We start from the raw sequence: 13791 nt of genomic DNA on the forward strand, positions 1-13791 counted from the left end.
CCCCGGCCGCCGGACGGCCGCGAACGCGCCGGTCTCCTCACCCGCCGGGCCCCGGTCGCCCTGCCGGACAACGTCCCCGGCAGTCATCCGCCCCCCGTAGGATGGTCCTCATGGCTAAGACCGGTACGACGACCCAGGGGCTGCGCGCGGCGATCGAGCGCAGTGGCTACTACCCGGCCCTCGTGGCCGAGGCGGTGGAGGCCGCCGTGGGCGGTGAGCCGGTCGCTTCGTACCTGGTGCACCAGGAGACCACCTTCGACTCCAACGAGGTGCGCCGCCATGTCACGGTCCTGGTCCTGACGGACACCCGCTTCATCGTCAGTCACACCGACGAGCAGAACGCGGACACCAGCTCTCCGACGCCGTACGCCACCACCTCCACGGAGTCGGTCAAGCTCGACCGGATCTCGTCGGTCGTGGTCAGCCGCGTCGTGGCCAATCCGGAGAAGTACGTACCGGGCACACTGCCCCGCGAGGTCGTCCTCACCATCGGCTGGGGCGCGGTCTCCCGCATCGATCTCGAACCGGCTGCCTGCGGCGACCCCAACTGCGAGGCCGACCACGGCTACACCGGCAGCTCCACCGCCGACGACCTGAGCCTGCGGGTCAGCGAGGCCGGTGACGGCCCGGACACCGTGCGCCAGACCCTCGCCTTCGCGCAGTCCCTCTCCGAAGCCACGGCCGCGACCGCGGCGACCGGCCGCTGATGGCCCAGCCGGCCTGGCAGGACCCCGTCCCGCTCCCCGTCGAAACCGCCCCCGTTCCCGAGTACGGCAGCGGCTCGCTCGCCGATCTGCTGCCCACGCTCGCCGCGGGACAGGGAGTGCCCGGCTTCACCGCGGCGATCCCCGAACTCACCCCCGCCGACCGGAACTGCGTGTTCCTGATCGACGGCCTCGGCTGGGAGCAGATCAAGGCCCACCCGGACGAGGCACCGTTTCTGCACTCCCTGCTCCCGACCTCGCGCGGTGGCACCGGCCGTCCGATCACGGCGGGCTTCCCGGCCACCACCGCGACATCACTGGCGTCGGTCGGTACCGGACTTCCGCCGGGGGAGCACGGACTTCCCGGGTACACCGCGCGCAATCCGGAGACCGGCGAGCTGATGAACCAGCTGCGCTGGCAGCCGTGGACCCCGCCGAGGGCCTGGCAGCCGTACCCCACCGTCTTCACGCTCGCCGACGCCGCGGGGGTGCGCACCGCCCAGGTCTCCGCCCCCGCCTTCGAGCAGACCCCGCTCACCAAGATCGCGCTCAGCGGGGGCTCGTTCCTCGGCCGGCTCTCCGGCGAGGAGCGGATGGACGTCGCCGCCCAACGGCTCGCGGCGGGTGACCGGTCGCTCGTCTACACGTACTACAGCGAGGTCGACGGCAAGGGCCACCGCTTCGGTGTCGACTCCGACGCCTGGCGCGGACAGCTGATGTACGTGGACGGCCTGGCCCGACGTCTGGCCGAACAGCTCCCACCCCGTGCGGCGCTGTACATCACCGCCGACCACGGCATGATCGACATCCCCTTCGACGAGCAGTCCCGGATCGACTTCGACGAGGACTGGGAACTGGGCGCGGGCGTCGCCCTGCTCGGCGGCGAGGGCCGGGCCCGTCACGTGTACGCGGTCCCGGGGGCCGAGAACGACGTGCTGACCGTCTGGCGGGAAGTGCTCGGCGAGCAGTTCTGGGTGGCGAGCCGGGACGAGGCGATCGAGGCGGGCTGGTTCGGTCCGAAGATCGACGAGCGTGTGCACGGCAGGATCGGCGATGTCGTCGCGGCGGCCCACGACGACGTGGTGATCACCGCCTCGGTCAATGAGCCGCACGAGTCCGCGATGGTGGGCATGCACGGCTCGATGACCCCCGTCGAGCAGCTCGTCCCACTCCTTGAAGTACGCTCGTAGCCGCTTTTCCCCACCACCTCCTCCCCAGGTCCGCTTCGCCCCGCCCGAAAGGTGCTCAGCCCCTCATGCCCGAGCTTGTGTTCTTCTCCGGAACGATGGACTGCGGAAAGAGCACGCTGGCGCTGCAGATTGCGCACAACCGGTCGGCGAGGGGGCTGCAGGGTCTGAACTTCACCCGTGACGACCGTGCGGGGGAGGGGAAGCTCTCTTCACGGCTCGGGCTGGTGACCGAGGCGGTCGAGGCGGTGCCGGGCATGAATCTGTATGCCTATGTCGTCGACCGGGTGTCGCAGGGCGGCAAGGTCGACTACTTGATCGTGGACGAGGCGCAGTTCCTGGAGCCGGTGCAGATCGATCAATTGGCGCGGGTCGTGGATGACTTGGGCCTGGATGTCTTCTCCTTCGGGATCACCACCGACTTCCGCACGAAGCTCTTCCCTGGCTCGCGGCGGCTGATCGAGCTGGCGGACCGCCTTGAGACGCTGCAGGTGGAGGCGATGTGCTGGTGCGGGGCGCGTGCTACGCACAACGCCCGCACGGTGGGTGGCGAGATGGTGGTGGAAGGTGAGCAGGTCGTGGTCGGTGACGTGAGCAGCCCCGCTGCGGAGGTTGGCTACGAGGTGTTGTGCCGGCGTCACCATCGTCGCCGTATGACGAGCGGTTCGGTCCGTGCTGGCGCGCTCTCGCCGGACGTCCTGCCGGTGGGCTCCGACTGAGAGTTGTCGGCCGAAAGGCCGTGTCTCACTGTGCGGTGGTCTGCAGAGCCTCTCGGTCTCCGCCTGCACCCGCGTCACCTGCTTCCAGCCGCAGCTGGACATTGTGGCCGACCTGGCCGGGGTGGTCGTCACCAGCGACGCCATGCACACCAAGCGCGAGCACGCCGACTGCCTTCTCGGTCGCGAAGCCCACTGCATCGTGATCGTCAAAGGCAACCAGAAGAAGCTCCGCAAGCAGCCCAGAACGGTGTCCTGTGCGGTGAGTTCGAGGAAGCGTGTGCAGCAGCAGAGGGTGCGGCGGCGAGGCCGAGAAAGGCCAGGTGGCTGCGGGGTGCGACGTTCGTAGCGGTGGTTGAGCCGGTGGTAGCCGGTCAGCCAGGACATGGTCCGCTCGATGACCCGTCCGCGGCGTCCTGATCGTTCGCCTGACTCGACCAGCCCAGGGTCCGCTCAACCACCCGGCGTCTCGGCAGCACCACGAACCCGGTCCTCTCTTCGCTCCGCTTGACGACCTGAAGGGTGATGCGGAGTCTGTCGCGGGCGAAGTCGACGAGGCGGCCGGTGTAGCCGCCGTCGGCTGCTGGACGAACCGACGTCCGGCCTGGACGCCGACGCCGAACCGCTGGTGATCGGTGCCCTGCGGCAGCTGGTCGCAAGCGGACAGTGATCATGGCGACGCACCGCCCAGCACCGCTGGGGACGGCGACCCGCACGGTCCGGCTCACTGCGACGCCGCCCACGTCAGGAGGCCGGAACGAGGTGCCGTAGCTGTCGTCGCACGCCCGCCGGGGATTACGGGACAGCCCTTGGTACGGACACCACAGAAACTCTCCTGGCGCCAGGCTGCTACCGCCGTCACAGTGAAACAACGAAGGCTTCGCTGTGGGATTCGTTTCGCTGAATGGAATCCACTGACCCCCCACCTAAAGTAACCCACCGGGTTACGCCCTTCGAATACCCCCCCGAGGGGGCATAATCCGGTCGCCTATCTGCCTGAAAAAGGCCAATCCCGGATCGGTCTTGGATCACACCCGCCCGTGCGGCGGGGAATGCGTAGAAGGAACGATGACCATGAATGCGAACTCCTCTGTGCTGGTCCGGCGGTCACGCATGTGCCTGGCCGCTGTCGCCGTTGCCGGAGCACTGGGACTGCTCAGTGCGTGCGGCGGATCGTCACAACCCAAACCGTCGGGCGCACTGAGCCCCGGCACTGGCCAGACCCTGCCTGGAACGCCCGGTGCCACCGGGACGGGCGGTACGGTCAGCCCACCGCCGATCACGCCCTCGACCTCACCTACCGCCAGCCAATCGTCCGCTCCGGCGGCCGCCAACGCGGTGACGATCAAGAACTTTGCGTTCTCCCCGGCCAAACTGACGGTCAAGGCGGGCACGAAGGTGACCTGGACCAACACCGACCCCGACACTCACACCGTCACCAGCAAACAAGGATCGGGCGGGCCGCTGAAGTCGGCAGGCCTGGCCACCAACGACACCTACAGCTACACCTTCACCAAACCCGGCACCTACCCCTACTACTGCACCATCCACCCGTTCATGACCGCCACCGTGGAGGTGACCCCATGACCGGACCCGCACACGACTCCAGTGGTGACGGCGAGCACGGCATGTCCCGCCGTCAGCTCATGCGGCACTCCGCCTGGTTCGGTGGCGCCGTCATTTTGACAGTCACCGGGGGAGAGGTGATCAGCCATATCCCCGGTTCGACGGACCCCACCCCGGCGGGCAGCGCAGACCTGCGATTCGTGCAGATCTCCGACAGCCACATCGGCTTCCACGGCCCTGCCAACCTGAATGTCGCCGGAACGCTCACCGCAGCGATCAACCAGGTCAACTCACTTGGATTCCGCCCCGACTTCGTCATGCACAGCGGCGACCTGACACACCTTTCCACCCCCGCCCAGTTCGACCAGGTCAAGCAGATGCTGTCGCATCTGCGCACGGACCGGATCTTCACCGTGCCGGGCGAGCACGACTCGATCGGGGACAACGGACGCGCATACCGAAAAGCTTTCGCCAAAAACACCCTCGGCGACGGCTGGTACAGCTTCGACACTCACGGTGTGCACTTCATCGCGCTGGTCAACACTCTGCACCTTGAGCAACTCGGTCACCTGGGCAGCGATCAGATCGATTTCGTCCGCAAGGACATCGCCGGCCTGTCATCGGACACCCCAATCGTCGTCTTCAGTCACATCCCGTTGTTCGCGATGTATCCGAAGTGGGGCTGGGGCACCGACGATGCGGTGCAGGTGCTGTCGATGCTGCGTCGTTTCTCGTCAGTCACGTGCCTCAATGGGCACGTCCACCAGCTTTTCACCAAGACCGAGGGCAACATCACCTTTCACTCGGCCGCCCCCACCTGCTACCCGTTTCCCAAACCCGGCCAGGGCCCCGGCCCCATTCCGCAGGTGCTGCCCGCCGGACGCCTCAAGGACGCACTTGGCATCCGCACCGTCAACTACCGGCAGGGCAGCCACGCACTGGCGGTCAAGGACGAGAAACTCGCATGAGCACCCGGAGCCTGCCCGCCCTCGTACTGCGCTTGGTGCTCGCCGCCACGCTCGCGGCAAGCGGATACATCCACGCCCAGCTCTACATCGACGGATACCGCTCCATCCACGTCATCGGCCCGTTGTTCCTGCTGCAGGCCGGCGCCGCCTTCGCAGTTGCCGCACTTCTGCTGCTGGCGGCGCCCCTGCTACTCCGAGTCGCTGCCGCCGCAATCGCCATTGGCGCGCTCGCCGGGTTCGCCACATCCCGCACCATCGGATTGTTCGGATTCACCGAACGCGGCCTGCAGCCCGCCCCGCAGGCGCTGCTCAGCCTCATCGCCGAGACGCTCACTCTGCTGACTGTCGTGGCCTGGCAGGCATTCGAGGTCCGGCGACACCGTCGCACCCGGCCGCACCACGACGAGACCAGCCGAGTGCGGCCCGACCTCCGCACCATGGCACCGGACAGATGAACCAGACACCGACGCGCCTCCCACACGGCGGACACCACCCGGTGCGGCGGCCCACCAGCCGACCGACAAGTGGCAGGCCGGCTGTCGAAGAGGGACTATGGACAGGAAGCGTGCGCTTCATGCGCCGACCGTGTGTCCGCGTGAACGGTAAAACTTTTTTGGAAAGCGCACCTGGCTGATTACGAGGCTCGAATTTTGTGCACGGGCCACGAGATGCGCAGTCTTGGGGTGACGTGATTTTGTTGCCCTGAGACGCGCCCTGACGGTTCGCGACACCGGCACAATAGGTGGTCACGAGCGGGAGCAATGCGGGACCGTGCAAATCGGTCCAGAAATCGACCGTGCGTTTCGGTCCAAAACCAGAGTAGATATCGGGGTTTGTTTCGAGCGACGGGCACATCGATCCCAGGGCACCCCTCGGGGGTTGAGTACGGTCTGCCGCACTTCGCCACTCCACCTGTAGGAATGTCCCGAACATTCGATCGGAAACGGGGCCTGCGCATGGGATGGCTCGCCTTTGGTTACTTCATATCGTATGTTCCGTACGCCATGCTGGTGAAGGCACTGGCCAGCGGAGTGACACCGCTTTCGGGGAATCCGGTCAACGGCTTTGAGTTGCTGCCCGCAGCCGCCCTCGGACAGCTCGTGGTGATGCCTGTGTTCGTAGCCCTGTCGGGTTGGTGGCGGCACATGCGGCGGGGTGAGATCGGGGGACGTCGGATTCCAGCGGCGGGTCGGGAAACGTTGGCAGCCGGCTTCTTTGCTTCGCTTATTATCGGCACCACCACGATGAACTACACTTTTTCCGGCATCTCGATCCTCTTCATGCTGTTGTTGATGCGCGGGGGAGTTCTGGCTGTCTCCCCGTTGGTCGACAAGGCGCGCAAACGGCGGGTGACGACATCTTCCTGGGTGGGGTTGTGCCTCAGCCTGATCGCGGTTTCAGTGGCACTCGGTGATGTGAACAGCTACCACCTCACGCTGGCTGCCGTGCTGAGCGTCCTGATCTATCTCGTCGGCTATGTGGGCCGGTTCGAAATCATGAGCCGGGTGGCCAAGTCGGGGGTTCTCGCAACAGACCGCCGCTTCTTCGTGGAGGAGCATGTCGCCGCACCTGTTTGGCTGGTTCTGCTGCTGGCGGCAGGGGCACTGGCCGGGCAAGCACAGTTGCGTGCGGGCTTCACCACATTCCTCGGTACCCCTGTCGCGTTGGCGGCGGCGGGCATAGGCGTGGCGTACGAGGTGCTGTTCGTCTTCGCTTCGCTGATCTACCTCGACCGGCGCGTGTACACCTGGGGCGTGCCGGCATGGGCGTTCGCCAGCCTGATGTCCGGTCTGGCCGCCTCCTTCTCGCTGGCGTGGATGGCCGGGCTCCAAGCTCCGGGCGACGCTCAGCTCCTCGCGCTCGTCTTCGGCGTCGGCGCGGCCGCGGCGCTGTCCTACCCGTCGGCCGTCACCTGGTGGCGGGCACGCGCCACCGGGGCGGTGTGCCGCGTGCTGTTCGTCTGCGGCGGGAACACCTCCCGTTCGCCCATGGCCGAGGTCATCGCGTGGGCCCAGGCCGCGGAGGCGGGAGTCGCGTACGCCTTCCGGTTCTCCAGCGCGGGTGTTGCGACGACGCGGCCCGGGGACCCGATGGCTCCCGACGCCCGGTCCGCGCTCGCTGAGCTCGGACTGGACCGAGTGCCGGGCCGGGGGAATCCCCGGCTTCACCGAGCACGCCCGGTCACCCCTGAGCTCTGCCGGGACAGCTCCGTCATCTACTGCATGACCCGGGCCCATCGCCACAGGGTGATCGCCGTGGCACCCGAGGCCGAGGACCGCACCCTGTGTCTGGATCCGCGCTGTGACATCGCCAATCCGGAAGGGCAGTCCCCGGAGGTGTACGGCCGGTGCGCCCGGCACATCCAATGGTCCGTCCGCGTCCGCCTGGGCGAACTCCTTCGCTCCGACCTCCTCGCGGCGCACCGTCGAGCCGCAACACCCGGACGCGGCAGGTGATCGCGGTGATCGGCGGCATCCCGGAGGCGTTGGCGGACGCCCTGTGCGAGGCGTTCGACCACGGTGATCGGCCCACGCCTGAATACGCCGACCGGCCGCCGTCGCCGGCCGACGTCGTCGAACGCCGTGCCCGCGCCGCCGGGTCGGGAGCGCTGCCGGCAAAGGGGGACGCCGCCGCGGACACCGCTGCCGCACGGGCCCGCTTCCGCGACAACCTGCGTTCCTACGGGCCGCCGACCGCCGGCTACGCGGATGTCCTGCGCCTGCGGCTGGGCATCGACACCGACTGCCCCGTCGTGTGCACCCCGGCTGTCAACCGGTTCGTCCTGCCGCAGGCCCCTCTGGAGGAGTACGTCCAATGGAGCGGCTGACGAACGGGTGCGACGCCGCCGTCACGCGGCGGGCTCACATAGTCGCAGTGATCGACCAACCGGAGGATCTCACCACGCCTCGCCTGCGCGGCCTCGCAGGGGTGGCCGACGCGCTGGAGGTGCGTGCCGACCTGGTCGGCGACCCCGATCCGCACCGGCTGCGCCGACACTTCACCGGGCCGGTGACCTACAGTCTGCGAACCGCGCGCCACGGCGGTCGCTCGGCTGCCGGCCCGGTCGAACGCCGCACCCGGCTCCTCCGCGCGGCGGACCACTATGACGTGGTCGATCTGGAGGCCGTGGACGACCTGGTCCCGGAACTGCTGGCGGGCATCCCGGCCCGGCAGCGGCGCGTCTCCTGGCACCAGCCCGAACCCGCACGCCCCGAACGGAGCGCCGACCGCGGGGCAGACGTGCTGGAGGCATCCGCGGAACTGCGGGAGCGGTTCGCCGCGATGGCCACCACACCTGCGCTGCTGTACCTCCTCGTGCCGCAGTCGGGAACCCAGTTCGGGTCGGCCTCGCCGCTGCTGCTCACCGGGCTCGGGCGCTCCGACGTGACGGCGTTCGCGTCCGGTCCGGCCGGCACCTGGACCCGGGTGCTGGCGCCGTGGCTGGGCGCGCCCCTCGCCTTCGGCCGAGCCGGTGCCCCGGGGGCGGACGGAATGCCGAGCGTGGACCAACTCCTGACCGACTACGGACTGCCCGCTCTGCCACCGCTCAGCGCCCTGTTCGGCATTGCCGGCCATGCCCCGGGACGCTCGCTGTCACCCCGGCTGCACAATGCGGCGTTGCGGGAGCTGCGACTGCCCGCGCTCTACCTGCCCTTCCAGGTGGACACGTTCCCCCGCTTCTGGCACTGGGCCAACGGCTTCGGGGCGCTGGCCCGGCTGCCGCTACGCGGGCTGACCGTGACCGCTCCCCACAAGCAGAGCGCGGTCGAAGTGGCCGACGTCGTCGGCCCGCAGGCGCTGCGGTGCGGCGCGGCCAACATTCTGTGGCACGATGCCGGGCGCTGGCGGGCGGCCACCACCGACACCGCAGCTGCCCTGCACATCCTTGCCCGGGCCGGGGTCGATCCCAGCGGCCGCAGGGCCGCCGTCATCGGTTGCGGCAGCACCGGGCAGGCCGTCGCGCTGGCCCTGCTCCAGGCCGGAGCCCGGGTGACCCTGGTCAACCGGGGGCATGCGCGCGGCCGGGAGGCCTCCTCGCGCCTCGGGGCTCCCTACGTACCGCTCTCCCGGTTCTCCCCGGCAGGACACGCTGTGCTCGTCCACGCCACGCCCCTGGCGGAAAGGCAACCGTTTCCGGTTGCCGCCGTCGACCCGGACGCGGCGGTGCTGGAAATGGTCTACCGCGATCCGCCGACCGCGCTCATGACCGCCACCCGCGCCCGCGGACTGATCGGCATCGACGGCTGGGACGTCCTGCTCGTCGAAGTGAGCGAACAGTTCCAGCTGTTGACAGGCCATCCGTTCCCCGACGCGCTGCCACTGCGCTCCCTCTGCTTCAGCCAGGTCGGGCGCGCCGACGTCCATGACCTCACCGAGCCGGGGGAATCGCCCCCGGCGCAGTCCCCGATGCAACCCACGAGCGGAGAGGCACCATGACAAGCCGTTCGGCCTCCCCCGCCGGACCGGCCGCACCGCGGCCGCCGGACACCCCCGACGTCTCGGCTCTGCTGGGCGACTGGGTCAACACCGACCAGGGCAGTTCGAAGGGCGCCCTACGGCTGAACGTGACGTGGCACGAGAAGGGCCTGTTCGTCAGGGCTTTCGGCACCGGCAGCCCGCAGCCGCGCGACTGGGGTGAGGTGTCGGCGGTCGTGTACACCGCGCCAGGAACCCCATCGGCCGCCTGGTCGTTCTCGGCGATCTACCACTTCGGCTCGCTGCGCACCGTCCTGTGCGCCTACCACAAGACGGGCATCCTGGTGGCCACCACGAGCAATATCTTCAGCGATGGCGGCGGGGGAGCCGACCACTGGGCCCGCTCGTTCTTCCACAGGGCGGAGGGGCGGACATGACGGCACGGACGGTCGATGCGGCGCCGCTGGCCGGTGGTTGGATCAACTTCGACACCACCGCCACAGGCATCCACCTGGTCGATGCCGCGGTCGACGGCAGCCGGCTCATGCTGCGGATCACCGAGCGCGGCGACCCGGACCCGTCACAAGAGACGCTCGTACGGACCGCAACGCCCGTCACCGGCGCCACCCTGCCCGCCGTCCCGCTGGCCGATGACATGGACGCCGCCGAGGCCGTGGCCTTCCTCGCCGAAGGTCCACTCGGCTCCCGCCAGGTCATCCTCTGCGGCTACCTCAACCGCGGCCTGCTGACCATCGATGTCCATACCGTCCATACCGCCGATCCGCAGATACCGAACGTGATGTACCGCGCCCACTTCTACCGTTCGGAAGGGGCCGTCCTGCTATGACCGACGACCTGGGCCACGATCCGGCCCGCGGTCCGGTGGCCGGGGGCGACCGGGGCGTTCTCGACGCCGTGGCGAAGCTGGCCGCGGACAACTTCGCCCCCCGCGCCGAGGAATACGACCGCAGGGCCGTCTTTCCCGCCGAGGACTTCGACGATCTGTTCTCCGGCGGGTTCCTGGCCGCCCCTGTGCCGCGGGAGCACGGCGGCCTGGGCTACGGCCCCCAGCAGCGCAACACCCTGCCCCTGTGGGAGATCACCACCACGCTGGCCAAGGCCGATCTGTCACTGGCCCGCTGCTGGGAGGGGCACGCCAACGCGCTCGTCCTCATTGACGCCCTGGCCGGCCCGGAGCAGAAGCGACACTGGTTCACCGGCGTGGTCGAACACGGAGAGAAATGGGCCGCATGGAGCGGCGAACCCCAGGCCCCCAAGCCGGGCGAGACCGGTCGCTTCGGCACCCTGCTGACACCGGTCCGCAGCGGCTGGACCCTCCGCGGCAGCAAGGCGTTCGCCACCAGCGCCACCGGAGCCCAGTGGGCGATCCTGCTCGTCGATCCGGCCGGCCCCGGCGGAGCCCGGCACAGCCGAGAGGCCCACGGAAAACTCCTGCTGCTCGCCTGCGACCTGTCCGACCCGACTGTGACTGTGGACAGTTCGTGGTGGGACCCGATCGGCATGCGCGCGACGGTCAGCCATGTGGTGCGGTTCCACGACACCTTCGTACCGCGCGAGCATCTCATCGGCCGCCCCGGCGCCTACTTCGAAGGGCACTGGCAGACCGCTTTCATCCCGCACTACGCTGCCAGCTTCCTCGGCGGCGCTCTGGCCGCGAACGAATACGGGCTCGGGTACCTGATACGGCAGGGCAAGGGCGGTGATCCCCATGTGCAGCAGCGGGTGGGCAGCATGGCGGTCAACATCGACACCGCCCGCCTCTGGTTGCGCCATGTCGCCGGTCTGTGGGACGAAGGCAGGGTCGAGGAGGCACGGATCGCCGGCAGCAGGGCCTGGCATGTGATCGAGCATTTGGCGGAAGAGACAGTGCACCACGTCATCCGCGCGTGCGGTGCCCGCAGCCTGATCCGCCCGAGCCCCGTGGAGCGGATCCTGCGCGACCTGACCTTCTACGAGCTCCATGACAACGACGACCACGTCCTGGCGACCATCGGGCAGGCCGTACTCGGCGAGCAGCACGACCCGTCGTTCCACAGACCATGACTCCGAACCCTCAAGCCGGGTAAGGGAACACGTCATCGCAGAGTATCCATCGGCGAACTTGATTCACGTCTGTCGCTGCCTTGATGACTGCACATCGCCACACGCGAGGGCCATCTCCGCTGCGGGCTCCAGCCCGCACAACGCGCTCCGATCATCGTTGTGCACCTGCGAAGGACCGCACTTGGCCATGTCCGCCCGCTCGCCGTCGTCGTCCCGGCCGATGCCGTAGGCGGTCCGAAGCCCCGGGCACCTATGGCTCTACGAACACGGCCCCTCCTTCGCCTGGGTCGGCATGTCGCTCTCATCGGCCGTCCGGCCCAACCGCTCTCCTTGATTCGCGTACCTGCTGGCGCGCCGACTGGACCCGGCAGGGACTCTTCGGACGTACTGGCGAGACCGGCCCGCAATGCCTGGAGAACCTGTTGAGAAACCCTCACCTCGCGACCGCCTGGGCCGCCGTTGACGCCATGCGTGCCATGGTGCACAACGGTTGCTCCGGCGGCAGAAGGACGACGATCGCCGTGAGCCCGCAGCCCGCACCGGCGACGGTCGCATCCGCCCGCACCGATCCTCGCTCCGTCTCCGGGCCGTCGGTCCGCACCACCGGCACTCCCAGCGCCGCGCTCGGCACCACGTGGTGTGCCGTCCAGCTCCAGGGCGACAAAATCGGGAGCGGGGGTGGCTGATCACGTGGACGGCCTCGCTCACCCTGCCAACCACCGACGGCTCTACGGCGTCCTGTGGATGCTCCTGCCCGTGGCGGTCACGGTCGGCCTCTACTGGTACGGCCGGGTACACACCCCCGTCTACGAGAACAGCCTCTTCGGGCAGCGCGGCGACGACGCCAGACTGCTCAAAGCCCAACTCGGCTCCGCACTGCTGGGCCTGGCGCTGATTCAGCTGCTTCTCGCCCTCTGGATGTACGGCCGCCTGCCCGCACTGCGAACCGCACCGCACCGGGTCAACACGACGCACCGCCTCATCGGTCTGACCGCCTTCCTCCTCTCCCTCCCCATCGCTCAGCACTGCATCACCACCTACGGCGTCCAGCTGACCGACACCCGCCTGGCGCTGCACTCGCTCACCGGCTGCTTCCTCTACGGGGCTTTCGTCGCCAAGGTCATCGTGGTCCGCCACCGCCACTGGCCCAGCTGGGCACTCCCTCTGGCTGGAGGCACCCTCGTCACCGCGATCGCCCTGATCTGGTACGCCGCCGCCTTCTGGTATCTGAACGGCTTCCAGGCCCCCGGCCTGTGAGCAGAGCGCGAGACGTCTCTCCCGACGGCCAACGGCGGGCCGGAGACATGAAGTCAGCCCTGCCTGTTGTTCTCGTGGCGGCCGGGACCCGTTCTATGAGTCAACGGTGGCTTGTGGCCCACGGACCACACGGCTGTACCCCACTCCGCGGTGGGTGGCCCGACATGCATATGACGCCCGCTCAGGGGATCCAGGCGCTGGACGGTCCCCCCCGGCGGGGGAGGGCTACTGAGGCACGGCAGTACATCCCACTGCCCACTTCACGAAAGCCATCCGGCAGCCAAGTCGAGACGCGGATCGTCAAGTCCTGGCACCGAGGCCCCACCCTTCCTGGTCGGCAACGGCGATGGCGACTCGGACGGTCGTGTTGTCCCCGGTGCCGAGCTCGGTCGCGGAGAGCACCGTCATGTTTGCTCCGAAGGCCCGGCGGCAGAGTGTCTCGATCTCGTCAGCGGTCACCGACTGCTGAAACGCCTCGGGCGCACGCGGGATCGGTTCGGAACTCCGTGAGCGGAAGCTCTCTTCACGGCTGGGGCCGGTCACCGAGGCCGTCGAGGCCGACGGGGGCACGGACGTCTTCGCGTTCGGCATCACCACCGGCTTCCGGACCAAGCTGTTCCCCGGATCCCAGCGGCTGATCGAACTGGCCGACCGGGTCGAGACCCTCCAGGCCGAAGCTCTCTGCTGGTGCGGCGCACGGGCCACGCACAACGCCCGTACGGTCGGCGGCGAGATGGTCGTCGAAGGCGCCCAGGTGGGCGTGGGCGACGTCAACCAGCAGGCGGGCGAGGCCGGTTACGAGGTGCTGTGCCGGCGGCACCACCAGCGCAGGACGACCGGCGCCGCCGCCCGTGCGGGCGCGCTCTCGCCGGACGTGCTGCCCGTCACCTCTGCCTGAACCCGTCCCTCCGGG

At 68.8% G+C, this 13791-nt stretch carries 16 protein-coding genes and 2 pseudogenes; 15 read left to right on the forward strand and 3 right to left on the reverse strand.

Annotation, left to right across the window (positions count from 1 at the left end; translation table 11 throughout):
• The first annotated feature begins 110 nt into the window (after nt 1-110).
• From ACIOMQ_RS29695 to ACIOMQ_RS29705, 3 genes are all read left to right on the forward strand, one after another.
• A complete protein-coding gene (locus ACIOMQ_RS29695; protein WP_362203601.1) occupies nt 111-707 on the forward strand; it encodes a DUF5998 family protein in 597 nt (198 codons plus the stop codon).
• Complete coding sequence (locus ACIOMQ_RS29700) at nt 707-1894, forward strand: nucleotide pyrophosphatase/phosphodiesterase family protein (RefSeq protein ID WP_362203604.1); 1188 nt, start codon at nt 707-709, stop codon at nt 1892-1894. The genes ACIOMQ_RS29695 and ACIOMQ_RS29700 overlap by 1 nt, the downstream gene beginning before the upstream one ends.
• 65 nt (nt 1895-1959) lie before the next feature.
• Nucleotides 1960-2610, forward strand: a complete 651-nt coding sequence (locus tag ACIOMQ_RS29705; protein WP_362203607.1) for a thymidine kinase — start codon at nt 1960-1962, stop codon at nt 2608-2610.
• A 25-nt stretch (nt 2611-2635) separates the two neighbouring features.
• Here ACIOMQ_RS29705 and ACIOMQ_RS29710 read toward each other — a convergent pair whose 3' ends face one another.
• Both ACIOMQ_RS29710 and ACIOMQ_RS29715 read right to left on the reverse strand, forming a co-directional pair.
• Complete coding sequence (locus ACIOMQ_RS29710) at nt 2636-2803, reverse strand: hypothetical protein (protein WP_402191139.1); 168 nt, start codon at nt 2801-2803, stop codon at nt 2636-2638.
• 65 nt (nt 2804-2868) lie between these two features.
• Nucleotides 2869-3045: pseudogene (locus ACIOMQ_RS29715) on the reverse strand (IS5/IS1182 family transposase); the annotation flags it as partial.
• A 636-nt stretch (nt 3046-3681) separates the two neighbouring features.
• On the opposite strand from ACIOMQ_RS29715, the gene ACIOMQ_RS29720 reads away from it, so the two are divergent.
• The 11 genes from ACIOMQ_RS29720 to ACIOMQ_RS29770 all read left to right on the forward strand — a co-directional run bounded on the left by ACIOMQ_RS29720 (nt 3682) and on the right by ACIOMQ_RS29770 (nt 12878).
• On the forward strand, nt 3682-4194 hold the full coding sequence (locus ACIOMQ_RS29720; RefSeq protein ID WP_401936078.1) for a cupredoxin family copper-binding protein: 513 nt from the start codon (nt 3682-3684) through the stop codon (nt 4192-4194).
• Nucleotides 4191-5141: a metallophosphoesterase family protein gene (locus tag ACIOMQ_RS29725; protein WP_401988526.1), complete on the forward strand. Its 951-nt coding sequence runs from the start codon at nt 4191-4193 to the stop codon at nt 5139-5141. Before ACIOMQ_RS29720 ends, ACIOMQ_RS29725 begins: the two co-directional genes overlap by 4 nt.
• Complete coding sequence (locus tag ACIOMQ_RS29730) at nt 5138-5596, forward strand: hypothetical protein (RefSeq protein ID WP_362203616.1); 459 nt, start codon at nt 5138-5140, stop codon at nt 5594-5596. The genes ACIOMQ_RS29725 and ACIOMQ_RS29730 overlap by 4 nt, the downstream gene beginning before the upstream one ends.
• Before the next feature lie 501 nt (nt 5597-6097).
• On the forward strand, nt 6098-7597 hold the full coding sequence (locus tag ACIOMQ_RS29735; RefSeq protein ID WP_402191108.1) for a hypothetical protein: 1500 nt from the start codon (nt 6098-6100) through the stop codon (nt 7595-7597).
• Nucleotides 7598-7602: 5 nt separating this feature from the next.
• Nucleotides 7603-7968, forward strand: a complete 366-nt coding sequence (locus ACIOMQ_RS29740) for a hypothetical protein (protein ID WP_402191110.1) — start codon at nt 7603-7605, stop codon at nt 7966-7968.
• A 47-nt stretch (nt 7969-8015) separates the two neighbouring features.
• Nucleotides 8016-9578 carry a hypothetical protein gene (locus ACIOMQ_RS29745; RefSeq protein ID WP_402191112.1) on the forward strand — a complete coding sequence of 521 codons (1563 nt, stop codon included), beginning with the start codon at nt 8016-8018 and terminating at the stop codon, nt 9576-9578.
• Nucleotides 9575-9994, forward strand: a complete 420-nt coding sequence (locus ACIOMQ_RS29750; protein ID WP_362203628.1) for a hypothetical protein — start codon at nt 9575-9577, stop codon at nt 9992-9994. Before ACIOMQ_RS29745 ends, ACIOMQ_RS29750 begins: the two co-directional genes overlap by 4 nt.
• Nucleotides 9991-10404 carry a hypothetical protein gene (locus ACIOMQ_RS29755; RefSeq protein WP_401757726.1) on the forward strand — a complete coding sequence of 138 codons (414 nt, stop codon included), beginning with the start codon at nt 9991-9993 and terminating at the stop codon, nt 10402-10404. Before ACIOMQ_RS29750 ends, ACIOMQ_RS29755 begins: the two co-directional genes overlap by 4 nt.
• Complete coding sequence (locus ACIOMQ_RS29760; RefSeq protein WP_401936090.1) at nt 10401-11621, forward strand: acyl-CoA dehydrogenase family protein; 1221 nt, start codon at nt 10401-10403, stop codon at nt 11619-11621. The genes ACIOMQ_RS29755 and ACIOMQ_RS29760 overlap by 4 nt, the downstream gene beginning before the upstream one ends.
• Nucleotides 11622-12043: 422 nt before the next feature.
• Entirely contained in the window at nt 12044-12307 is a 264-nt protein-coding gene (locus ACIOMQ_RS29765) for a hypothetical protein (RefSeq protein WP_362203637.1), read from the forward strand.
• Complete coding sequence (locus ACIOMQ_RS29770) at nt 12300-12878, forward strand: DUF6529 family protein (protein ID WP_362203640.1); 579 nt, start codon at nt 12300-12302, stop codon at nt 12876-12878. The genes ACIOMQ_RS29765 and ACIOMQ_RS29770 overlap by 8 nt, the downstream gene beginning before the upstream one ends.
• 300 nt (nt 12879-13178) lie before the next feature.
• Here the strand turns inward: ACIOMQ_RS29770 and ACIOMQ_RS29775 are convergent, their stop codons facing one another.
• Complete coding sequence (locus ACIOMQ_RS29775; RefSeq protein WP_402191114.1) at nt 13179-13469, reverse strand: hypothetical protein; 291 nt, start codon at nt 13467-13469, stop codon at nt 13179-13181.
• On the opposite strand from ACIOMQ_RS29775, the pseudogene ACIOMQ_RS29780 reads away from it, so the two are divergent.
• A pseudogene (locus ACIOMQ_RS29780) lies at nt 13387-13776 on the forward strand (thymidine kinase); the annotation flags it as partial. The gene ACIOMQ_RS29775 and the pseudogene ACIOMQ_RS29780 sit on opposite strands and share 83 nt — an antisense overlap.
• Nucleotides 13777-13791 lie beyond the last annotated feature (15 nt).

The sequence above is a fragment of the Streptomyces sp. NPDC087845 genome, assembly GCF_044742755.1.
In the GTDB taxonomy this organism is placed as follows: domain Bacteria; phylum Actinomycetota; class Actinomycetes; order Streptomycetales; family Streptomycetaceae; genus Streptomyces.